Here is a 21,451-nt window from a genome sequence, read left to right on the forward strand (position 1 = left end):
TTATAACATAACAAATGTAAAATTCTTGGCTCCTCGAGATGAAACACTTTAAAACACTCACTTCCCTTGTGGCCATAACGGCCCTTTCCGCCGCTCTTTTTATTCCTACTGAGGAAACGTCACCTGTCCCACAAAAGACGATTATTACCGTTACGCCTACCAAACAAGCTGCTGTTCATGAGTCAGATGTTCGAGCTCACTACTTCGTTAAGGTGGGGGATACGCTCAGTGATATTTTTTCGGCTTGGGATATTCCTTACTCAACGCTACATGAGGTAATGTCAGCGGATTCCGCACATTTGCAATTAGATACGATTCAACCGGGTGATCATCTAGAGTTTGTTTTCTCTGCTAAAGAGCACCAACTGAAGGCCTTAACGTATCATCTAAGCATGGTAGAGCATGCGACCTACACGCGAGATGACAATACCCAGTCGTTTAGCTATGAGCTAAAAGAGGAGTCGGGTGTATGGCGTGAGGTACTCTATAGTGGAACGATAGATGGCAGCTTCTCGTTATCTGCCCATCGAATGGGGTTGTCTGCTAATCAAATTGCGAATATCACACGCGTGCTACGTGATAAGGTCAACTTTGCTCGGTCTCTCAGAGCCGGAGACCGCTTTGATGTGTTGGTTAATCGTCAATTTCTGGGTGAGCATCCCACCGGTAAAAGTGAAATTCAGGCTATTTCGCTTCATCTTTCAGGTAAAGAGGTCTCTGCCTTCCTTGCGAACGATGGACGTTTCTATGATCGTGATGGTAATAGCCTAGAGCGTGCGTTTAATCGCTTTCCTATTGACCCACAGTACCGCCGAGTGACTTCACCATTTAACCCTAAACGTAAGCATCCGGTCACTGGGCGGGTGACTCCTCATAATGGCACTGACTTTGCTACCCCTGTTGGTGCGCCTATCTATTCTACGGGGGATGGCAGAGTCGTTGGAGTTAGGAATCACCCGTATGCAGGAAAATACTTAGTGATTGAGCATAATAGCGTCTACACCACTCGCTATTTGCATTTGAGTAAGTTTTTGGTGAAAAAAGGCCAGCAGGTAAAGCGGGGACAGAAGATCGCCCTTTCCGGCGCGACAGGTCGGTTAACTGGGCCTCATTTGCATTTTGAAGTCTTGGTGCGTAATCGAGCGGTCGACCCTATGAAAGCCGATTTGCCGTTGGCTACCTCGATACTTAATAGTGATAAGCCTGAGTTTGTCGCTCGAATTGCGGCATTCGATGAAAAGGTAGGGGTAAAGCTTTCCAGAGGTTGATTAAAATGGCGAGGGTATTCTCGCCATTTTCAGTCACTCGATTTCACCTTTGAGTTGGCTGAGAAAGCCTTTCATATAATCTGTCCGTTTTTTTGCTTCTTGCTTAGCCGATGTGGTATTCATCATCGCTTCGAGCTTAAACAGCTTATTGTAGAAGTGGTCAACGGTGTAGCGCTTGTCATCGAGGTCACGGCCACGACAGAATGGATCGTCCATCTCATATAGGCTTGAGCCAAAGCTAGCGCTCACTTGCAAACAGCGCGCAATGCCAACCGCTCCTAATGCATCTAATCTATCGGCATCTTGTACTATCTTTGCTTCGAGTGTGGTGGGGGCAATGTTGGCGCTGTAGCTGTGCGAACAAATGGCGTGATGAATGCCATTGATGTACTCACTTGGGTAACCAATGTCTTTTAAGAACTGCGTTGCTTTGTCTGCCGCCATCATTGAGCTTTTAGCTCGATCTGGATGATTTTTAGGGAACGTGAAGCAGTCATGTAAATAAGCAGCAGGAAGTACGATTTCGATCTGCCCTTTCTCTTGCCTACAAAGTTCAAGTGCAGTTTTGACGACTCTTTTTACATGGCTGAGGTCATGGGCTGGGTCTTGAACCATCTCTTGGCGAATGAAATCTATTAGTTGTGGTTCGAATTGTTCGGCGATCGACATGTCGTTGTTCCATCGAAAATTGTGTATGGATTCTATCACGGCCAATAGATGCAAACTGCCTGAAAAAGCCCAAACTAGAGATGAGTGAGAGCCAGTATCAATGCGCTTTATCATGCGAGGAATCTTGGTTCTCCTCTTTAGCTCAACAAGGCTTTACTCTATAATTGGCGCGCTTTTATTTGGGTTAAGCCCGCTTACTTTGGATAAATTATGATTTCAAAAAACCAACTTAAATTACTTCGTGCTCTTGGCCAAAAGAAACAGCGTAAAGCGCTTGGCCTGTTTTTGGTGCAAGGAGAAAAGAACGTACTTGAGTTGGCTAATAGCTCGTTAACGGTTAAGCAGATTTTTGCCACGCAAGAGTTTCTGGCCGAGAATCGCAGTGAGCTGAGCGGCTTTGAGTGCATTGAAGCCTCGCTTGATGACTTAACTAAAGCGAGCACGCTGGTTAGCAACAATGCGGCCATCGCTGTGGTTGACATTCCAAGTGTCGAAATACCAAAAGCGCAAGGCTTGATGATTGCACTAGATGGCGTGTCTGACCCGGGCAACTTAGGTACGATTATTCGTGTAGCTGATTGGTATGGCATCAAACACATTGTGGCGAGCACTGATTGTGCTGACCCATACAACCCAAAAACCATCAGCGCGACTATGGGCAGCTTTGGCCGAGTAACCGTAAGCCAGCTAGATTTACCAAGTTATTTAGAACAATCTAATCTGCCGGTTTATGGTGCATTCCTAGAAGGTGAAAGCGTGCATAAAACCGAGTTTGCTGCCGAAGGCATTTTGTTGATGGGCAGTGAGTCTCACGGCATTCGAGAGCAAGCGGCTAAGTTCGTGACCGACAAAATTACCATTCCGGCATTTGGTGGCGCAGAGTCACTGAATGTCGCGATGGCCACAGGCATTATTTTGGACAACCTGCGTCGTCAGCACAGTTAATGAGTGATTAGTGTTCAGCTCAACAGCCTAGTTGAGCTGATCGTCCCCTCCCTCAACGTCTTTTGTTCTCCCTTCTTGGTATAACCTGACTCATATTATAGGAATTCCCTATCAAATCTATTGATAAATTCCATTAAACAAATTCCATCATTGAATATATATTTCTGTTGGGCAGAAAAGAGCTTTTGAATATCCATTGATCACTCGATTGGTCAAATGGTTAGCACGCATTGGAGAGCAACCATGCAGATGTCAAAAAGCTTTTTATTAATTACAGTTGGTTTAGCCAGCACATCTCTACAGGCTCAAACCCTGACTAGAGACAATGGTGCACCTGTTGGTGACAATCAAAACTCGATCACAGCAGGTGAAAACGGCAGTGTTTTGCTGCAAGACGTTCACCTGATCCAAAAATTGCAACGTTTTGCCAGAGAGCGCATTCCTGAGCGTGTTGTTCATGCTCGTGGTACTGGTGCGCATGGCGAATTTGTTGCCTCAGGCGATTTTAGTGATTTAACGGCTTCCGCTCCTTTTACGAATAAGGGAAAAGTGACGCCCGTATTCGTTCGTTTTTCGACCGTTATTCATTCTAAAGGATCGCCGGAGACCCTTCGTGACCCTCGCGGGTTTGCCACCAAATTTTATACTGAACAGGGTAACTGGGATCTGGTAGGGAACAACCTGCCTGTGTTCTTCATCCGCGATTCAATTAAGTTTCCGGATATGGTGCACTCCTTGAAACCATCACCAGTAACCAATGTTCAAGATCCGAATCGATTTTTTGATTTTTTTAGCCACGAGCCAAGTGCGACCAACATGCTGACTTGGGTGTACAGCAACCTAGGTACACCAGCAAGCTACCGCACAATGGATGGTTTTGGAGTTCACGCCTATAAGTGGGTCAATAACCAAGGTGACGTCAATTATGTGAAGTTCCAATGGAAGAGTCAGCAAGGTATTGAAAGTTTGCGCCCTGCTCAAGTCACAGACATGCAAGGTAAAGACTTCAATCATCTAACCAACGATTTATACCAAGAAATTGGCCGCGGTAATTACCCTAAGTGGGATTTGTACGTAAAGGTGCTATCTCCAGAAGCCTTGAGCAAACTTGATTACAACGGCCTCGATGCGACCAAGGTTTGGCTAAATGTACCTGATAAAAAAGTAGGTACGATGACGTTAAATAGGATGCCAGAAAACTTCTTCTTGGATACCGAACAGTCGGCATTTGCTCCTTCAAATTTAATCCCAGGTATTGAACCTTCTGAAGACCGATTACTTCAAGGCCGTCTGTTTGCCTACGCTGATACGCAGCTTTACCGTTTAGGGGCAAACCTGTTCCAACTGCCAGTAAATCGTCCATTGGCACCTGTTAACAGCCATAACCAAAATGGTTTGAGCAACAACGCTAAAAAAGCGAATGGTGATGTGAACTACGAGCCGAGTCGCAAGTTAGCATTCGCAGAAGATAGCCAGTTTAAAGCTGTTAATACCAAGCTTGTCGGCAGTGTGCAGCAGAAAGCCATCAGCAATCCTCGTGATTTCTACCAAGCTGGCGTTTTGTTTCGCAGTATGACGGAGCAAGAGCAAAAAGACTTGATTGCTAATCTCGCTGGCGACTTGAACAAGGTGGCGGATAGCGATGTGAAAACCACTATGGTGAGCTACTTCTATCGTGCCGATAACGAGTATGGTTCTCTTCTTGCAAAAGCGACGGATACCAACCTATCCAAAGTAAAATCTATGGCGGGTATGTAAGGAAAAGGTTTGGCCTACGGGAGATAAATCTGCTCTTTTCTGCCCGAAAAACAGGGCTCCTGTAGGCCTTTTACCTTCATTTATTCATGGAGATGAAGCGATGAAACATGTCATCTTATTAGTGTCTGTGTGGGTTGGCTTAACATATTCTTTGAGTACATTTGCATCGGACGAGCCCCGTAACGATGACTACGAGATACTAGTTAGCTTGTTTTTTGATGCTGCTCGAGTCGGCAACAATGAAGTGATTAATAAGTTTGTAACCAACGGTTTCCCCATCAATCAACGTAATGGTCAAAGCTATACCGCATTGATGGTTGCAGCTTATCAGGGGAACAAAGATACGGTTCGTCTTTTACTTCGATCCGGTGCGAATGCTTGCTTACAGGATAAACGAGGCAATACCGCACTCATGGGAGCGTTAATCAAAAGGGAGCTCATTATTGCGAAAGAGCTATATCAGTCAGATTGCTCTCCTGACATCCGCAATAAAGCGGGTCTAAACTTGAACGAATTCGCTGAGGTTTACGGTCAATCTGATGTGTTGAAATCACTTCAACATGAACTTGAGTAATTTAATAACAACGATAAGGACGCTATGGTATGAATAAAACCACTTTACTTGCTGCACTTACATTGATGTCTACACCATCTCTTGCTGAAACTCTGAGTGTAGAGATGATGGACCTAGGCACGGGGCAATCCACAGGCCAGGTAGTCATTAGTGCAAGTGAATATGGCACTGTGTTTACACCTGACTTGAAAGGGCTGCCTGCTGGAGCTCATGGCTTTCATCTGCACCAAAATGGCTCTTGTGAAAGTAGCACCAAAGGAGATAAGACGGTGTTAGGTGGCGCAGCTGGTGGACATTATGACCCGCAAGGAACGGGTAAGCACGGTTTTCCATGGACAGATGACAATCACCTTGGCGATTTACCTGCGCTTTATGTAAATGCTGAAGGTCTAGCGAATCAGCCGTTATTGGCACCGAGAGTGAAGCTTTCTGATGTGAAGGGGAGAGCGCTAATGGTTCATGCTGGAGGCGATAACCATTCTGACCATCCTGCTAAGCTTGGCGGTGGCGGAGCGCGTATTGTTTGTGGTGTGATTAAGTAACGAACAGGTACGCCTAGCCCTAGCTGCGTTTGAATAGTCGCTGAGTATGGCTTACTTCCATCGCTTAGGTGGATAGGAAGATGAGATAAAAAAGGGCTGACATATTCGTCAGCCCTTCTAAATTTGAGACTTTGCTACTTCTCTAACATACCCAACTTATCAGGCACGCCATTCCACTTTTCTGCTTCATCCATCGCAGGCTTTACCTCCGTTTGTACTGGCCACAGTTCAGCCAGTTCCGCGTTTAGCTCAACGTAGATCTTTTGATCATCTGGCACTTCGTCTTCTTGGAAGATCGCGTGGGCATCACATTCATCAACACACAGACCACAATCGATACACTCGATAGGGTTGATGACCATAAAGTTTGGCCCTTCATGAAACGCATCTGCCGGACATACAGCGACACAGTCAGTGTATTTACATTGGATACAGTTATCAGTTACGACAAACGCCATGATGAATGCTCTTAAGTTAGTCAAATTAGAAGAGAGGGGATAATACTCATCCCAAGCTAAAATTCAATATGCTAAATCGGGAATGTTATTTCCTATGTATGAATTAGTATGACAGACAATTCAATTTCTCGTAAAATTCGCGCCATTGTGAGCTGACCGTCCGTCAAACGGTTTTGGCTAAGACACCTATCTATACGAGACATCAACATGATACGTTTAAATGAAATCAAGCTTCCTCTTGATCATGAGGAAGAGGCGCTAACTGCTGCCATCACCAAGAAACTTGGCATCTCTGAAGACCAAGTCATCTCTTACAATGTATTTAGACGTGGCTACGATGCTCGTAAAAAAGCCAACATCCTACTTATCTACACGCTAGACGTAATCGTTGAAAACGAAGCTGCGCTACTTGAGCAGTTCGTTAGCGACCCGCACGTAAAAGAGACTCCAGACATGGAGTACAAGTTCGTGGCGAAAGCACCAGAGAACCTAACAGAGCGTCCAGTAGTTATCGGTTTTGGCCCATGTGGTCTATTTGCTGCGCTGATTCTTGCGCAATCAGGCTTTAAACCTATCGTGGTTGAGCGTGGTAAAGAAGTACGTGAACGTACGAAAGATACCTTTGGCTTCTGGCGTAAGCGCACACTGAACACTGAATCGAACGTACAGTTTGGTGAAGGTGGTGCAGGTACATTCTCTGACGGTAAGCTATACAGCCAAATTAAAGATCCAAACTTCTACGGCCGTAAAGTGACGACTGAATTTGTCGCCGCAGGCGCTCCAGAAGAGATCATGTACGTAAGTAAGCCACACATCGGTACCTTCAAACTGGTAACGATGATTGAGAAAATGCGTGCGAAAATCATCGAACTGGGTGGTGAAATCCGTTTCAGCACTCGTGTTGATGACATCCACATGGATGGCGACCAAATCACAGGCCTGACGCTGTCTAACGGTGAAGAGATCAAATCTCGCTATGTTGTTCTAGCAGTAGGCCACAGTGCGCGTGACACGTTTGAAATGCTGCACGATCGTGGCGTATACATGGAAGCAAAACCATTCTCGGTTGGTTTCCGCATCGAACATAAGCAGTCGATGATCGACGAAGCGCGCTTTGGTAAAAATGCAGGGCACCCAATTCTGGGCGCAGCTGACTATAAACTGGTTCACCATTGTAAGAATGGTCGCACTGTGTACAGCTTCTGTATGTGTCCTGGTGGTACTGTTGTTGCGGCAACGTCTGAAGAAGGCCGCGTAGTAACGAACGGTATGAGCCAATACTCTCGTTCAGAGCGTAACGCTAACAGTGCTATCGTTGTCGGCATCGACCCAGAGCGTGATTACCCAGGTGACCCTCTAGCAGGTATCCGCTTCCAACGTGAACTTGAGTCAGGTGCTTACGTACTTGGTGGTGAAAACTACGACGCGCCAGCGCAGAAGATTGGTGACTTCCTTAAAGGTCGCGATCCAAGCGAGTTGGGTGATGTTCAGCCGTCATTCACTCCGGGTATCCACCTAACGGATATCTCTAAAGCACTACCGGATTTTGCGATTGAAGCGATTCGTGAAGCGATTCCAGCGTTCGACAAGAAGATCAAAGGCTTCGCATCAGATGATGGTCTACTAACAGGCGTAGAGACTCGAACATCTTCTCCAGTGTGTATTAAGCGTGGTAAAGACTTCCAGAGCGTTAACCTAAAAGGTTTCTACCCAGCGGGTGAGGGCGCAGGTTATGCAGGCGGTATCTTGTCGGCAGGTATCGACGGCATCAAGGTAGCTGAAGCGCTATCGAAAGCGATGGTTGAAGACGCAGCCAACGCTTAATCATACGTAGACAAATTAAAAGGCCCACTAGCGAAAGCTGGTGGGCCTTTTTTGTGCTTACTTGAGCTTTATTGGGAAAGCCGTTTTACCTTCAAACATGAAGTATTCGCTATCTCCGATAATGACTCTGATAGTAATTGCTCGGTGATTCAACTTAGTGTTGTAAGTAGGCGTTAAGCATCCACATGAGTTTTTCTTGCTCGCGGATGTAGTCTCCCATCAATGCCGCTGTACCTTCGTCTTCAGCGTCACCGGCGTTTTGTAGGATCTCGCGCTGTTTTAGAAGTAAAACACTAAAACCTTGCACCAGACCTTGTACGCATTCCTCACCAGACGTCGCGTTTTGATGCTCTTTAATTTCGCTGACTTCCAAGTAATTGCTAAAGGCATGCGCTGGAGTGTGCCCTAACGTCAGAATACGCTCTGCAAGCTCATCAATTTTCGTTTGTAGATCAGTGTAGATCTCTTCAAATTTCACATGAAGTTCGAAGAATTGCTGACCTTTAATGTTCCAGTGGTAGCCACGTGAATTCATGTACAGCACTTGGTAGTGTGCAAGTAGTTGATTGAGTTGTTGAGCTAGCTGTGCTGATTGTTCGTGATCTAGACCAATTAGGCTTACCTGTTTGTTCATCATTTTGCTCCTCGGAGATGATATCAATCTGCAGTAACGAGCCAGTGGTTCACTGAGGTTGATACAAAGTTTCAAAAATGTATTGCAGTATTTGCTGCCGATGGAGTCATATTACGATTCATCGTTGGAGAAGAAAATTTGGTTTTATCTATGACTTAAATAGTTAAATCCAATGAGAAAACGGGCAAGTGTCGGAATATCATCAAACAAAAAACTGCATCAAAGCGTTTTCTATTCGAATGTCCAAGAAAAACCCACACCGTAGCTGCCATAAGGATCACTATGGTAGTAAGTCTTCACATTACTATCTCCCAAATCATACTCTGTAACGTAACAGTCTGTAGCGCCATGACCTGCTGACACACCACTTCCACTAAAAGGGCGGCTGGTGGAACCGTAGCAGTCTTGTCCAGCAAATCCTTGTTGGCCAGGTAGGCTAGAGGGGCCGTTGAGCTCACTCATCGAGTCGCTCAGGTAGCTATTGGCCTCAATGCTTTTTAACAGAGCATCATCTGCCATTGCAGAACAAGAGAACAGAATCATTATGGTGCTCAAGGCGGAGTTTTTTAGCGACATAGGTACCTCAGATAATCAATGGTTGAGCTAAGTTTGATTTATAAAATAAATGTCACCTCGGAATAAATCAATAAAAAATTATCGTAAAACGATAAGTTTTTATTGTCTATTTATGAATTGGCCACTAATATACAGATGAATTATTTGTTACGAGGCTTACTATGTCGCACCACTCTATTAGTACTTTTAGTCGTAAGTTACTTATTTTGTTTTGGTTTTCTTTCTTTTTTGTCGCAGTGCTAGATACGACACTTTGGTTTAGTGCAACCATGTTTAATGCTCAGTGGTTTAACGCTTCCTTCCCTGTAGAAGTTGAATTGCCACTTTCTGTGACGCGCTCTTTGGTTGGTTATATCCCGAGTATGTTCTCTGCCTTTTTAACCATGGCGATGTTATGGCAGTTGTTAATCTTGTTTGGTTTATATGAAAAAGGACGGATTTTTGAGCAGGAAAATGCTCGCTGTTATAAGAAGTTGAGTTACTTATTGCTCGCAACTCCTTTCATTGGTGCAATCAGTGACTTACTTCTCAGCCTCGCTTTATCGTACAATGGTGATTCTTGGTACTTCTCTGTAGAAGTCGATGATGTCGACATCACAATGATGGTAATCGGTTTTATTGTCCGTGTTATTGCGGTGGTAATGGAAAGAGCGGTAGAGCTTCACGAAGAAAGTGAGCTGACTATTTAACGGAACAGATATGGCGATTGTAATCAATCTTGATGTAATGCTGGCTAAGCGAAAAATGCGCTCAAATGAGTTGGCAAAATTGGTTGGCATTACTGAGCAAAACTTGTCGATACTGAAAAACGGCCGTGCTAAGGCGGTAAAGCTGGCAACGCTCGAAGCTATCTGTAAGCATCTTGATTGTCAGCCAGGGGATATACTGGAATACGTTCCGAGCCCTGAAGAAGTAGAATCGTAGTAAAGGCTTTATACGCCTGACCAATTAAAGCCAGAGTTTTGCTCTGGCTTTGTTATTTCTGTTCAGAACTCTCTCAACTTTCGTATGAGCCACTACAATGAGTATTAGTGAGTGTCTTGTGATTAGTGTAAGGAATTTTCCTTAGGGAGGAAAAATGGCATCTCAGAGTATTCAACACTTCTTTCACCCTGAATCTGGAACGATCAGTTATGTTGTGGCTGACGGTGATACAAAGGAAGCCATCATTATCGACCCTGTGGCCAATTACGATGTTGAGACGGATACGATAAGCTTTGAATCTGCGCATGAAATTATCGATCATATCGAATCTTTGCAGCTACATATTGTGGCGATTCTTGAAACTCATATCCATGCCGATCACTTGTCCGGCTCTTTTTACTTAAGTAAATATCTTAAGGCACCCATTTATGTTTCAGAAGGCGTCAAGGAGGTGTACGCACAATGGAAAGATGAGCTATGCCTCAGTGAGCTCTATCATTTCGAGCACTTCTTGTTAGAGAATGAAGATATCGAGTTCGGCCATTCTCATCTAGAAGTAATGAGTACGCCTGGTCATACCCCTTCTGACTTAACGTTTAAAATCGGCGATGCGTTGTTTGTCGGTGATTCATTGTTCTATCACGGAACAGGGCGAGCAGATTTTCCCGGCGGCAGTGCAGAGAAGATGTTTGACTCTATTCGTAAGCTCTATGAGTTGAAAGACAGTACCGATGTGTATTTGTGCCATAACTACCCAGACAAGATTGAAAATCTGCACTTTAAGACCACAATCGGAGAAGAGAAACACGACAATGCAATGTTGGATGAAATCACTCCGCGGGATAAGTTTGTGGCAATAAGAGAGGAGCGAGACGTTCAGCTCCCTCCCCCTAAACTGCTTAAGCCTGCGCTAGAGTTCAACCTTACGGCGCACCATTCGTAGCCCTCAATAATAAAAAGGCACCGATTGTCGGTGCCTTTGTGATTATAGCTGCGCAGAAATTATCTCTATCTCGTCTCGCCACCCCTGTTGCATCGCTGGCTTTTGATGTTTAGCTTTACGCGCTAGGTCGGCTTCTAACAATGCTTCTAGTTCAACTAAGCGCTCAAGTAATTGCTCTTCAGTCGAACAGGAGGCATTGGTTTCTGTGGTAGAGGGTTTAGCCGTTTCGACAGAACTTGAGTCACGCGTGAGTGGTTCCACGTTCGATATCTGTTGGTAAACCTCTTCAGCACTAAGATACTCAGTGAGTTGACCATTTTGGACTAACCAAAAACGGTTGCAGCTTTGTTCTATCAAGCTGCGGTCGTGGCTAACCAATAGTGTCGCACCAGAGAATTTCTGTAGTGTTGCTATTAGCTCTTCTTTACCTTCCATGTCCAAGTGGTTGGTCGGTTCATCGAGAAATAGCATGTGATATCGAGCTAAGGTCAAACCGATAAACAGCAATCGAGCACGTTCTCCACCACTAAGACTGGAGACCTTTTGGTCGTGCCGTGCATATTCAAACCCAGCACCAATAAGTGAGCGTTTAGCGACCTCACTTGTGACGTTGGCGAAAGATTGCAAAGCGTCGCCTAGGGTGTCCTCGTCGTTAACCTGTTGCAACGATTGATCGTAGTAACCCAATCGACAGCGATCATGAAAGGTAATGGATGCACTTGGTTTTTTATCCGCTTGGTAGTGGAGGAAAAGCCGATTGAGTAAAGTCGACTTCCCGCATCCGTTACTGCCAAGCACCGCAATGCGATCACCACTTTTGACCCGCATTTCGACCATATCAAATAGATGATGATCGCTATTGGGAGGTGTAACCGAAAATGGCATGGTTTCGAGTAAGCGGTTGGCTGGCAGTGCCTCGCCTTGAATATCGAGTACCCAAGGTGTGCCGTCAGACAATTCGGTTTGCTCTTCTTCCAATCGCTCCTTACGTGCAAACATGGTTTTTGCTTTGCGAGCTAAATCTTCGTTGTCATAGACTTTTCCCCACGTCGCGAGCCGCTTAGCGCTTTTCTCAATTCGGTCGATCTCTTTTTGTTCACTGGCATGGCGTAGTTTATCGGCTGCATCTTTTTCGACTAATGCCTGCCTTGCTAAAGAGCAGGGTAGGGAAAAGTGATGCAGAGTTTGGTCACGCATAATCCACGTAGAATTGGTTACGCGATCCAATAAGGTTTGATCATGAGAGACCAAGACAAACGAACCTTTCCAGCTGTAAAGAAATTGCTCTAGCCAAATAAGAGATGGTAAATCCAAATGGTTACTTGGCTCATCTAACAAGAGCAAATCGGGTTTGTGGATAATGGCCCGAGCAAGCAGCAAACGCATCTGCTGACCACCACTGCAGTTAGTGACAGGCATAGACCGCTCTTCATAAGCGAAACCAAGCTCATCAAGTAGCAGCTCAGCTCGCCACATTTCCTCTGCCGGTAAAGAGTCTGCAAGTGCCTCTAAGACAGAATGATCAAGCAATGAATTCGGCAAGTGCTGCTCAACATAACGCATCAGGCAGGTATTGGCTTTAGCAATCGTACCTTGGCTTGGTTCAAATTGACCACTTAACAGTTTAAGCAACGAGCTTTTTCCACAGCCGTTATGGCCGATAAGACCAATTTTGTCGCCACGGAGGAGGGTAAAGTTAAGTGCTTTGAAAAGCGGCTTAGACGTATAAGAAAGGGTTAATGATTGTGCAGTTAAAAAAGTACTCATAATTGTTCTCAAGAATTTTTGGCGTAAAAAGCCGTTGTCATAGCTGACAATAATTCTTCGAGCTTGAGGGAAAGTACTCGGGTGACGTGTTTCGTCTGTAGGTAATTATTCGCTCAAGTCGAGATTATCGCAGCGCGTAATCTGAAACTCTTGAGCGGACTTTCATGCCATAAAAGCGTGGGTTGATTGAACACCACAAAGACATAAGTTCCTCCTTAAATTGATAATAAAGTGTGACCACTTTGGGTTGATGAATGAAGGGGAGTCTAGCTTGGAATGCTTTTAAGTGCATAGTTTATGGATAAAAATTGTCATCAAGATCGCATATTGGTGGTCAAAGCTCTCCTCTGAAATTGATTTTCCTAACCTGAGTGTGCATTACGTTTACGATAGATTAGCTTTGTGTGGCATTAAGATTCGTACTACTCAGGGCGTACTCGAAGAGGCTCCTCCTCCCCCTAGCGGCTCATCCTTAACAAAGATTATTCGGGGGGAGGTAGTGTGCTTCACTGTTGATAAAGTAGACAGAACTAAAATTGTCAGCAGGAAGCACGCCGTGAATCAACGTCAAAAACAGCAGCAAGAGTTTGAACAAAGCGAACACAACTTAATTGTTGGCTCAGAGTTGCAATGCCCTTTGTCACCAAAACGATTAGCGAGGACAACAGCGGACTGTGACTACGTGGTCGAAACCTTCGAAAGCGGATTAACCGCGCAGGTTTTTCATATTCGTATCGACGGACGTGATTACACCTTAAAGAAAAAACGGCCGCAGGCCAAAGTGAAAAACCTTGATGGTCAGTACTCTTTTCTTAATGAAGTTCAGCGACGCTCTGACTTTCAAGCTCTAAAAAGCAACCCAGATTTAGCGCCGTCTTTTCAGCACATTGTTGAAACGATTTATGCCAATTATCGGCTAGGGATTATTCTGTCTGAATGGATCGAAGGTTCGCCAGTTCGAGAGCTTACGGAGGACTTGTTGGCACAACTCTTCTCAACATTGCACGCTTGTGAACGCGCGGGCTTATTCGAATGGGATTTGTGTAGTGGTAACCTATTGGTTGATAGGCAAGGTCAACTGAAGTTATTTGATTTTGGCTATATGTATCCCTTCATTCCTACTTCTGAGCTAAATAGTAATGGGATGACTGCGCCACTTTTTCACTTTTGTGAACGGTTTGAGACGCGTTTCTTATCAGGTTGGCTGCTTGAACAAGCTGTTTCTGAACAAGAGTGTTTAAGCCTATTTACCAAAGTTAAGCGTCAAGCGGCCCTCGCATTAGAGAGCCAAATAACCTGGCTCAAAGATCGCAAGAGTTGTGATGAAGTTATCGACGCTAAGACACGGCTTTTACAACAATATAAAGCCGCTTTTAAAAATGAGGGGAATTTAAGCAATCTATTCACTCTAGAGATGTTTCGTTCTCATGTACTTGATATTGAAGATGACCTAGAAGGGAGAAGTTGCACGCCCACTACCATCAAACGAGTTGAAAAAGTACTCGCTATGCTTAAGTCTGACTTTCCGTTATTGCAAGAGCAAGGTGCGCTGTTCTACCACAACCAAGACAAATCTCAGGTTCAGTTACGCGAAGCCTATTTGCGTAAAATGGCTCTGGTGGTTGAATATCAACTTTGATGTAAAAAAGCACCGCGAATGCGGTGCTTTAGGTTATTGATTTTATCTAGGGTTAAATCTTTTCTAAACCCATGTTGAACAGAGTAAAACTGTACATGTCGGCATAAAGGTCGATCACCTTGCTAGTTGGTGTCCCTGCACCATGTCCAGCATCGGTTTCGATACGAATTAGCGTTGGTTTATTACCCGCCTGCTTAGCTTGGAGTTCAGCTGCAAACTTATACGAGTGTGCAGGTACCACGCGGTCATCGTGATCGCCTGTGGTGATCATTGTCGCCGGGTACTCAACCCCTTTCTTTACATTGTGGACAGGTGAGTAGTTCTTTAGGTAGTCAAACATCTCTTTGCTTTGTTCGGCCGTACCATAGTCATACGCCCAGCCAGCGCCTGCGGTGAAGGTGTGGTAGCGAAGCATATCCAGTACGCCAACCGCTGGCAGTGCCACTTTGAACAGCTCAGGGCGTTGGGTCATCGCGGCACCGACGAGCAGTCCGCCATTAGAGCCACCATTAATTGCCAGTTTGTCTGACGACGTATAGCCTTTATCAACGAGGTATTCTGCTGCAGCAATGAAATCATCAAACACGTTTTGTTTTTGCATTTGGGTGCCAGCGTTGTGCCATTCTTTACCATACTCACCGCCACCGCGCAGGTTAGCAACCGCATAGATACCACCTAGTTCTAACCACGCTGCTCGACTTGGGCTAAATGTAGGGGTTAAGCTGACGTTAAATCCACCATAACCATAGAGAATTGTCGGCGCGCTACCGTTGAGTTTGATGCCTTTTTTATAGGTCAAAATCATCGGTACTTTGGTGCCGTCTTTCGATGTGTAGAACACTTGCTTTGACTCAAAGAGATCGGAGTCGAATGGTGCCGCTGATTCGTGATAGACACTGCTATCACCACTTTTTATATTCAGTTTGTAGGTTGTACCTGGCACTTTATAGTTGGTGAAGGTGTAGTAAACGTCTGTTTCGTCATCTTTCCCACCAAAGCCATGTGCACTGCCGATATCTGGAAGCTCGATTTCGCGGATAAACTTGCCGTCCATATCGTATTGTTTCACTTGCGAAGTGGCATCCACCATATATTGAGCGAACATGTTACCGCCAGCTGTCGAGACGCTAAGTACATTGCTGGTTTCAGGAATCACATCTTGCCAGTTTTTTGGCTCAGGGCTAGCTGCATCGACCACAACAACGCGCTTATTGGGTGCGTTTAAGTTGGTAGAAAGATAAAGCTTACTACCGATACTATCGATCACCCATGTATCTGAGTCAGTGTTATCCAATACTGTCACTAGTGGGTTATCTTGTTTGCTCAGATCTTTTACGTAGAGCTTATTACCAGAGGTAGACTCCATTGCGCCAATGATTAGGTACTGGCCGTCTTCTGTTGTATAACCCGCGACATAGCGATGTTTTTCTTGCTCGTTTCCACCGAATATAAGTTGGTCTTCACTCTGTTTTGTTCCGAGTTTATGGAAGTAGAGTTTGTGTTGATCGGTTTTGGCCGATAGTTCGCTTCCTTCAGGCTTGTCGTAGCTTGAGTAGTAGAAGCCTTCGTTATTTAGCCAACTAATGCCACTGAATTTTACATCAACCAGTGTCTCGCCGATTTGCTGTTTGGTTACGGCATCAAGCACGATGACTTTACGCCAATCACTACCGCCTTCAGAGATACTGTACGCGAAGAGTGAGCCATCTTGTGAGAAACTCGTGCCGCCAAGAGAGGTCGTGCCTTCTTCACTAAAAGTATTTGGGTCAAGGAAAACCTCTGGTTCACCGTCGCCAAGCTGGCGATACAGAACGTCTTGGTTTTGTAGACCGTCATTCTTGTAGAAGTATGTGTATTTACCCTCTTTAAATGGACTGCCGACTTTCTCGTAGTCCATAAGCTGAGTGAGACGCTGCTCAATTTGGTCTCTATAAGGTATCTGTTCTAGGTAATCAAATGTCACTTTGTTTTGTGCTTCAACCCAGCCAGCGGTGTCGTTGCTGCGATCATCTTCTAGCCAGCGATATGGGTCTTTTACTTGGGTGCCAAAGTATTCGTCCACCACATCCACTGTTTTGGTGTTCGGATATTGTACTGTCATCTGCTGTACCTGCTGCTGTGTGGTTTCATCTGCAAGTGCGGTTGGAAATCCGCCGCTGAGAGAAACGGAGATTGCGAGAGCCAAGGCTTTTAAATGCATAGCCTTTCCTTGTGCTTATATGATTTTATAAATAAGAATGAGACTCTACTACATTTGACCTGCGATAGGCCAACTCTATGGACTAGATATCTAGAGTCTGTGAAAAATGCCGAAAAAATGACTAGAAAAACCGCGAAATAGGTATCGAAATGTATCGCTTTGGAGTGTTCATCATCGAATAAATAAGCACCATGGTGACTAGGTGCTTATTTGCTTAAACCTTTTGATATTACTTGGCTTGTTGCATCTCAACTAACCCACCGGCGTTATGCAGATTAGTAAAGCCCTGAGCAGTTAAATACTGAAACGCTTTACCAGAACGATTACCACTGCGACAGTACAATACGATCTGTGCATCCTTATCTATGTTGGCAAAATGCTTGTCTAACTCAGAGAGCGGGTAGTTTTTTGCGTTATCCAAATGACCAGCGGCAAATTCTTGTGGCGTGCGGACATCAACAACCAATGCTCCTTGTTCAATCCACTCCCAACCAATATCTGCTCGTTCTGTAGCGAAAACAGGCGAGGCCAAAAGTACTGCTGAGGTGAAGAATGCTACGAGCCATTTATTCATGGTTAATTTCCTTATTGGTATGCTGAATAAAGCATAACGATTTAGCGAGCCGTTACCGAGATAAGATTCACATTGCTTTGTCGTAATTGAGATACTCAATGCATAAATCATGAAAGGCTTGAGCTTGGGGCGATATGGTGCGATCGCTCAAGGTAAAAATACCAATCTGTCTTTCTAAAGGTGGGTCGATCAGCGGTATCCAAACCAAGCGGGTTTCATTGGTAGGAAAGGCAAGTTTAGGCAAAGTGGTTACGCCAATCCCCAGCTCCAATACAGAAAACAGTGAGGTAATGTTTTCGACTGAATATAGAGCTTGTTCACTGAGCGCTCTGGCGGGGGTGGGATCGAGGAGTGTACAAGTGCCATTGCGAATAAATGGCTGTTTTAGCAATGTTTGCCACTCTATTCCCTCGGGATGCTGAGCAATGGGATTATCTTTCAGGCAAACCACACCAATAGGGTCTGAGAGAAGTGAGGTGAAGTTTATCCCACCTTCATCGAGGTGAGAGGGGTTACCGAGCGCCAAATCCACTTCACCAGAAAGCAGCCTCTCTTCAACCCCTGCGGCATTATCATCAATCAGGCTCACTTCTACATTGGGGAATTGTTCACTGAATGCGCCCAGTACACTAGGGATAAGTTTGGCTGCCACCGAAGGCACGCTCGCAATTCTTACACGCCCTTGTTGCCCAGCTGCGGCGGCTCTTAAGTCGTTATCGAGCGCATTATAGATGTTCAGAAACTGGATGATTTTCGGCAGGCATATCTCACCAAATGGGGTCAGCTTTGCTTTGTTACCTGCTTCAAATAGCGGCTGCCCGAGGATCTTTTCCAGCTCTTTGATTGATGTCGATAAGGCTGCCTGAGAGCGATTCGCTCGGTGTGACGCTGCACGAAAACCGCCTTCTTCTACCACCATCACAAAATGCATTAATTGTTGAAGCTTGATACTCATCTGACCACCGTTTCAATCCCTTTATTTCTCTGATGTTATTCAGGGTGATAAAAAAAACTTATCAAATGTAAAAAATTTACCGTTAGATTTATCAGGTGTCAATGTGCATGATTTAACCATCCTGAAACAAAGTTGTTACAAAGGTTGAAAGGCACGTGAATACTCCAACAAAAAAACACCCAGTAAAAACCGCTCTATTTGCTTCTAAAGCGCCGCTTGAATGGGCAGTTGTCAGTAATGGCACTTTGTACACGGCGCAAATCCCAATTGATGATACCGGCGCTGTTGTTGAAGGCGGAATTGAAGCGCAAACACGCCAAACCTTTAACAATCTAGTACACACCTTGGAGTGTGCGGGTGAGTCTCTCGACTCAGTGCTGCAAGTGCTGATTTATGTCACCGACCGCGAATATCTAAAAACGGTTAATGAAGTGTATGCCGAGTACTTTGAAGCGCCATACCCAAACCGCGCCGCTATGGTCGTCGCGGGTCTAGCGCGTGAGGAGATGTTGGTCGAGTTTGTGGTTTATGCCTCAGCAAGCCAACCAGAGTAATAACAACTAACGATAAGAATCGAAGCTGATTGATGTTGTCAGTCAGAACTGAACAAGGAAAGAGCAATGACTTTTATAAATAACGTTCAAGCAGAAAAGGCCCTATACATTGGTGGTGAGTGGCAAGCGGGTGTCGACACCATCGCCAACATCAACCCATCGGACATCAGTGAAAGCCTGGGTAATTTCGCTCAAGCAAGCCAGTCACAGGTAGAGCAAGCGATTCAAGCGGCTAAGCAAGCACAGCCAGAGTGGGAAAAGACCCCAATCGAGCGCAAGCAAGCGGTACTGCAAGCGATTGGTGATGAGCTGATTGCCCGTTGTGATGAGCTTGGCACGCTGCTTTCTCGTGAAGAAGGTAAGCCTTTTGCTGAAGGTCGCGGTGAGATTTATCGCGCAGGTCAGTTCTTTCAATACTTTGCAGCAGAAGTGCTACGTCAAATTGGTGATAACGCAGCGTCTGTCCGTCCAGGAGTCTCCGTTGAAGTGACTCGCGAAGCTGTTGGCGTTATCGCCATTATCTCTCCTTGGAACTTCCCGACAGCGACGGCTGCCTGGAAAATCGCACCTGCACTAGCGTTTGGTAACAGCGTCGTGTGGAAACCAGCCAACTTAACCCCAGCAAGTGCGGTTGCGCTGACTGAAATCATTCACCGCCAAGGCCTGCCAGCAGGTACGTTCAACCTTGTGCTGGGTAGTGGCTCTCAAGTTGGTAACACTCTAATCAATTCAAAAGAGGTCAATGGTGTGAGCTTTACTGGCTCTGTCGATACCGGTCGTAAAGTGGCGGCAGCAACAGCGCCAAACTTTGTCCGTTGCCAACTCGAAATGGGCAGTAAGAACGCGCTCGTGGTTGCTGATGATGCGGATATCCAAATTGCGGTTGAAGCGACCATTGCGGGTTCGTTTTCTGGTGCAGGTCAAAAATGTACCGCGTCTTCTCGTTTAGTGGTTATGGATGGTATTCATGATGCGTACGTTGAAGCACTGATCAAACGTATGAGTGAGCTGAAAGTGGGTCATGCACTGGAAGAGGGTATCTTCATGGGGCCAGTGGTTGACGGTAATCAGCTAGATGCCAACTTTGCATGGATTGAGAAAGCGCGTCAAAGCGGCGCTGAACTGGCATTCGGTGGCGAGCGTTTGAACCTTGAGCATGACGGTTACTACATGTCGCCAACTCTGTTCCTGAACACGCAAAATAGCTGGGAAGTGAACCAAGAAGAAGTCTTTGCGCCAATGGCGAGCGTGATTCGAGTCGCTGACCTCGATGAAGCGATTAGCGTGGTTAATGATACTCGCTTTGGCCTAACGGGTGGGATCATCACCCAAAGTCTGCGCAACAGCGCCATCTTCAAACAACAAGCTCAGACAGGCTGTGTGATGGTCAATCTACCAACCGCAGGGACTGACTACCACGTTCCATTTGGCGGGCGTAAAGAATCTAGCTTTGGTCCACGTGAGCAAGGTCAGTATGCGAAAGAGTTCTATACCGTGGTGAAAACTGCTTACCAACGTCCTTACTAACAGGATGAGGGAGCAGAGCCGTTCTGCTCCCGACTCGATAAGAAGCGATGAAAAGGACAGGGAAAGATTAAGGAGTGGTTATGTATCAAGAACGGATTGTGATCGATGGGCTGCAGTACTGCAATTGGGATCGTGAGTATTTTCAAACCTTGAAAGCGAGTGGGATCACCGCGGTTCACGCAACGATTGTCTATCACGAAAACGCGCGTGAAACACTGACTCGATTTGCCGAGTGGAACTTACGCTTTGAACAAAATGCCGACTTAATCATGCCAATCTATTCGATGGCTGATGTCGAGACGGCTAAAGCGCAGGGCAAAGTAGGGGTCTTCTTTGGCGCGCAAAACTGTTCTCCGATTGATGATGAAATTGGCCTAATTGAAGTTATGCGCCGCCAAGGTCTGCTGATCATGCAGCTGACTTACAACAACCAGAGCTTACTTGCGACGGGCTGTTATGAGCAAAACGACTCAGGTGTGACTCGCTTTGGCAAGCAAGCGATCGAAGAGATGAACCGCGTCGGCATGATTATCGATATGTCCCACAGCGCCGAGCGCTCAACACTTGAAGCGATTGATCTCTCTTCTCGTCCTATTTGTATCAGTCATGCCAACCCTACGTTTGCTCATGATGCGCTGCGTAATAAATCTAATACTGTCATTCAGGCACTCACCCAGCGTGGTGGTTTGATTGGCTTTAGCTTGTACCCATTCCATCTACCAAATGGCAGCCAATGTAGCCTTGATGATTTTTGCCAAATGGTGGCGAAAACCGCAGACCTATTCGGGGTTGAACATCTTGGTATTGGTAGTGACCTATGCCTTAACCAACCACAGCAAGTGTTGGAATGGATGCGCAATGGCCGCTGGTCGAAAGCGATGGATTATGGCGAAGGCTCCGCAAGCAATTCTGGTTGGCCCGACGCTTTGCCATGGTTCAGTGGCAGCAAGGGGATGGAAAATATCTACAACGGGTTAATTCGCCATGGGTTCAGTGAACCTGAGGCGGGACAAATACTGGGTGGAAATTGGTTTAACTTCCTTCAAGAAGGTCTGGAGCCGATTTCATAACCGTGCATTAAGCCAAAACAATGCATGACGTAACGCCCTAAACATGGAAA

21 protein-coding genes are annotated in these 21,451 nt (G+C 45.6%); 13 read left to right on the top strand and 8 right to left on the bottom strand.

Annotation, left to right across the window (positions count from 1 at the left end; translation table 11 throughout):
- The first annotated feature begins 38 nt into the window (after positions 1-38).
- A complete protein-coding gene (locus AC4MRV_RS00730) occupies positions 39-1,268 on the top strand; it encodes a peptidoglycan DD-metalloendopeptidase family protein (protein ID WP_491185503.1) in 1,230 nt (409 codons plus the stop codon).
- Between the two features lie 33 nt (positions 1,269-1,301).
- On the opposite strand, the gene AC4MRV_RS00735 is transcribed toward AC4MRV_RS00730, so the two are convergent.
- Complete coding sequence (locus AC4MRV_RS00735) at positions 1,302-1,931, bottom strand: HD domain-containing protein (RefSeq protein WP_491185796.1); 630 nt, start codon at positions 1,929-1,931, stop codon at positions 1,302-1,304.
- Positions 1,932-2,147: 216 nt separating this feature from the next.
- On the opposite strand from AC4MRV_RS00735, the gene AC4MRV_RS00740 reads away from it, so the two are divergent.
- The 4 genes from AC4MRV_RS00740 (at position 2,148) to sodC (ending at position 5,756) form a co-directional block, all read left to right on the top strand.
- Positions 2,148-2,882 carry an RNA methyltransferase gene (locus AC4MRV_RS00740; RefSeq protein ID WP_491185504.1) on the top strand — a complete coding sequence of 245 codons (735 nt, stop codon included), beginning with the start codon at positions 2,148-2,150 and terminating at the stop codon, positions 2,880-2,882.
- Positions 2,883-3,125: 243 nt separating this feature from the next.
- Positions 3,126-4,640 carry a catalase KatE1 gene (gene katE1 / locus AC4MRV_RS00745; RefSeq protein ID WP_491185505.1) on the top strand — a complete coding sequence of 505 codons (1,515 nt, stop codon included), beginning with the start codon at positions 3,126-3,128 and terminating at the stop codon, positions 4,638-4,640.
- 100 nt (positions 4,641-4,740) lie between these two features.
- Complete coding sequence (locus AC4MRV_RS00750) at positions 4,741-5,214, top strand: ankyrin repeat domain-containing protein (RefSeq protein WP_491185506.1); 474 nt, start codon at positions 4,741-4,743, stop codon at positions 5,212-5,214.
- A 29-nt stretch (positions 5,215-5,243) separates the two neighbouring features.
- Entirely contained in the window at positions 5,244-5,756 is a 513-nt protein-coding gene (sodC, locus tag AC4MRV_RS00755; protein ID WP_039475494.1) for a superoxide dismutase family protein, read from the top strand.
- A gap of 134 nt (positions 5,757-5,890) precedes the next feature.
- On the opposite strand, the gene fdxA is transcribed toward sodC, so the two are convergent.
- Entirely contained in the window at positions 5,891-6,214 is a 324-nt protein-coding gene (fdxA, locus tag AC4MRV_RS00760; protein WP_269977949.1) for a ferredoxin FdxA, read from the bottom strand.
- A gap of 207 nt (positions 6,215-6,421) precedes the next feature.
- Between fdxA and AC4MRV_RS00765 the strand changes: the two genes are divergently transcribed.
- Positions 6,422-8,038, top strand: coding sequence for an NAD(P)/FAD-dependent oxidoreductase (locus AC4MRV_RS00765; protein ID WP_491185507.1), 1,617 nt, complete (start codon positions 6,422-6,424; stop codon positions 8,036-8,038).
- Between the two features lie 154 nt (positions 8,039-8,192).
- Here the strand turns inward: AC4MRV_RS00765 and AC4MRV_RS00770 are convergent, their stop codons facing one another.
- Together AC4MRV_RS00770 and AC4MRV_RS00775 are read right to left on the bottom strand one after the other, a co-directional pair.
- Positions 8,193-8,672, bottom strand: a complete 480-nt coding sequence (locus tag AC4MRV_RS00770) for a Dps family protein (protein WP_394126633.1) — start codon at positions 8,670-8,672, stop codon at positions 8,193-8,195.
- Between the two features lie 231 nt (positions 8,673-8,903).
- On the bottom strand, positions 8,904-9,248 hold the full coding sequence (locus AC4MRV_RS00775; protein WP_491185508.1) for a hypothetical protein: 345 nt from the start codon (positions 9,246-9,248) through the stop codon (positions 8,904-8,906).
- Between the two features lie 161 nt (positions 9,249-9,409).
- On the opposite strand from AC4MRV_RS00775, the gene AC4MRV_RS00780 reads away from it, so the two are divergent.
- The 3 genes from AC4MRV_RS00780 (at position 9,410) to AC4MRV_RS00790 (ending at position 11,115) form a co-directional block, all read left to right on the top strand.
- Positions 9,410-9,937: a DUF2975 domain-containing protein gene (locus AC4MRV_RS00780; protein WP_491185509.1), complete on the top strand. Its 528-nt coding sequence runs from the start codon at positions 9,410-9,412 to the stop codon at positions 9,935-9,937.
- A 10-nt stretch (positions 9,938-9,947) separates the two neighbouring features.
- A complete protein-coding gene (locus AC4MRV_RS00785) occupies positions 9,948-10,172 on the top strand; it encodes a helix-turn-helix domain-containing protein (protein ID WP_053439454.1) in 225 nt (74 codons plus the stop codon).
- A 154-nt stretch (positions 10,173-10,326) separates the two neighbouring features.
- Complete coding sequence (locus AC4MRV_RS00790; protein WP_491185510.1) at positions 10,327-11,115, top strand: MBL fold metallo-hydrolase; 789 nt, start codon at positions 10,327-10,329, stop codon at positions 11,113-11,115.
- A 42-nt stretch (positions 11,116-11,157) separates the two neighbouring features.
- Here AC4MRV_RS00790 and AC4MRV_RS00795 read toward each other — a convergent pair whose 3' ends face one another.
- Positions 11,158-12,882: an ABC-F family ATP-binding cassette domain-containing protein gene (locus AC4MRV_RS00795; RefSeq protein ID WP_491185511.1), complete on the bottom strand. Its 1,725-nt coding sequence runs from the start codon at positions 12,880-12,882 to the stop codon at positions 11,158-11,160.
- Positions 12,883-13,438: 556 nt separating this feature from the next.
- On the opposite strand from AC4MRV_RS00795, the gene AC4MRV_RS00800 reads away from it, so the two are divergent.
- Positions 13,439-14,521 (top strand): protein kinase family protein, encoded by a 1,083-nt coding sequence (locus AC4MRV_RS00800; RefSeq protein ID WP_491185512.1) that lies wholly within the window; start codon positions 13,439-13,441, stop codon positions 14,519-14,521.
- Between the two features lie 52 nt (positions 14,522-14,573).
- On the opposite strand, the gene AC4MRV_RS00805 is transcribed toward AC4MRV_RS00800, so the two are convergent.
- The 3 genes from AC4MRV_RS00805 to AC4MRV_RS00815 form a co-directional block, all read right to left on the bottom strand.
- Positions 14,574-16,721, bottom strand: coding sequence for a prolyl oligopeptidase family serine peptidase (locus tag AC4MRV_RS00805; protein ID WP_491185513.1), 2,148 nt, complete (start codon positions 16,719-16,721; stop codon positions 14,574-14,576).
- Between the two features lie 229 nt (positions 16,722-16,950).
- Positions 16,951-17,295, bottom strand: coding sequence for a rhodanese-like domain-containing protein (locus AC4MRV_RS00810; protein WP_491185514.1), 345 nt, complete (start codon positions 17,293-17,295; stop codon positions 16,951-16,953).
- A gap of 67 nt (positions 17,296-17,362) precedes the next feature.
- A complete protein-coding gene (locus AC4MRV_RS00815) occupies positions 17,363-18,250 on the bottom strand; it encodes a LysR family transcriptional regulator (RefSeq protein ID WP_491185515.1) in 888 nt (295 codons plus the stop codon).
- Between the two features lie 155 nt (positions 18,251-18,405).
- Between AC4MRV_RS00815 and AC4MRV_RS00820 the strand changes: the two genes are divergently transcribed.
- The 3 genes from AC4MRV_RS00820 (at position 18,406) to AC4MRV_RS00830 (ending at position 21,401) form a co-directional block, all read left to right on the top strand.
- Positions 18,406-18,804, top strand: a complete 399-nt coding sequence (locus AC4MRV_RS00820) for a RidA family protein (RefSeq protein WP_126572533.1) — start codon at positions 18,406-18,408, stop codon at positions 18,802-18,804.
- A gap of 66 nt (positions 18,805-18,870) precedes the next feature.
- On the top strand, positions 18,871-20,331 hold the full coding sequence (locus AC4MRV_RS00825; RefSeq protein ID WP_491185516.1) for an aldehyde dehydrogenase family protein: 1,461 nt from the start codon (positions 18,871-18,873) through the stop codon (positions 20,329-20,331).
- A gap of 80 nt (positions 20,332-20,411) precedes the next feature.
- Positions 20,412-21,401 (top strand): membrane dipeptidase, encoded by a 990-nt coding sequence (locus AC4MRV_RS00830; RefSeq protein ID WP_126572531.1) that lies wholly within the window; start codon positions 20,412-20,414, stop codon positions 21,399-21,401.
- Positions 21,402-21,451 lie beyond the last annotated feature (50 nt).

The organism is Vibrio sp. (assembly GCF_984391705.1).

Bases quoted from the DNA above. Each gene is read 5' to 3' on its own strand.
- katE1 (WP_491185505.1), top strand. From the start codon at position 3,126: ATGCAGATGTCAAAAAGCTTTTTATTAATTACAGTTGGTTTAGCCAGC.
- AC4MRV_RS00775 (WP_491185508.1), bottom strand. From the start codon at position 9,248: ATGTCGCTAAAAAACTCCGCCTTGAGCACCATAATGATTCTGTTCTCT.
- AC4MRV_RS00805 (WP_491185513.1), bottom strand. From the start codon at position 16,721: ATGCATTTAAAAGCCTTGGCTCTCGCAATCTCCGTTTCTCTCAGCGGC.
- AC4MRV_RS00795 (WP_491185511.1), bottom strand. From the start codon at position 12,882: ATGAGTACTTTTTTAACTGCACAATCATTAACCCTTTCTTATACGTCT.
- AC4MRV_RS00740 (WP_491185504.1), top strand. From the start codon at position 2,148: ATGATTTCAAAAAACCAACTTAAATTACTTCGTGCTCTTGGCCAAAAG.
- AC4MRV_RS00825 (WP_491185516.1), top strand. From the start codon at position 18,871: ATGACTTTTATAAATAACGTTCAAGCAGAAAAGGCCCTATACATTGGT.
- sodC (WP_039475494.1), top strand. From the start codon at position 5,244: ATGAATAAAACCACTTTACTTGCTGCACTTACATTGATGTCTACACCA.
- AC4MRV_RS00785 (WP_053439454.1), top strand. From the start codon at position 9,948: ATGGCGATTGTAATCAATCTTGATGTAATGCTGGCTAAGCGAAAAATG.
- AC4MRV_RS00830 (WP_126572531.1), top strand. From the start codon at position 20,412: ATGTATCAAGAACGGATTGTGATCGATGGGCTGCAGTACTGCAATTGG.
- AC4MRV_RS00780 (WP_491185509.1), top strand. From the start codon at position 9,410: ATGTCGCACCACTCTATTAGTACTTTTAGTCGTAAGTTACTTATTTTG.
- AC4MRV_RS00730 (WP_491185503.1), top strand. From the start codon at position 39: ATGAAACACTTTAAAACACTCACTTCCCTTGTGGCCATAACGGCCCTT.
- AC4MRV_RS00765 (WP_491185507.1), top strand. From the start codon at position 6,422: ATGATACGTTTAAATGAAATCAAGCTTCCTCTTGATCATGAGGAAGAG.
- AC4MRV_RS00770 (WP_394126633.1), bottom strand. From the start codon at position 8,672: ATGAACAAACAGGTAAGCCTAATTGGTCTAGATCACGAACAATCAGCA.
- fdxA (WP_269977949.1), bottom strand. From the start codon at position 6,214: ATGGCGTTTGTCGTAACTGATAACTGTATCCAATGTAAATACACTGAC.
- AC4MRV_RS00810 (WP_491185514.1), bottom strand. From the start codon at position 17,295: ATGAATAAATGGCTCGTAGCATTCTTCACCTCAGCAGTACTTTTGGCC.
- AC4MRV_RS00815 (WP_491185515.1), bottom strand. From the start codon at position 18,250: ATGAGTATCAAGCTTCAACAATTAATGCATTTTGTGATGGTGGTAGAA.
- AC4MRV_RS00750 (WP_491185506.1), top strand. From the start codon at position 4,741: ATGAAACATGTCATCTTATTAGTGTCTGTGTGGGTTGGCTTAACATAT.
- AC4MRV_RS00790 (WP_491185510.1), top strand. From the start codon at position 10,327: ATGGCATCTCAGAGTATTCAACACTTCTTTCACCCTGAATCTGGAACG.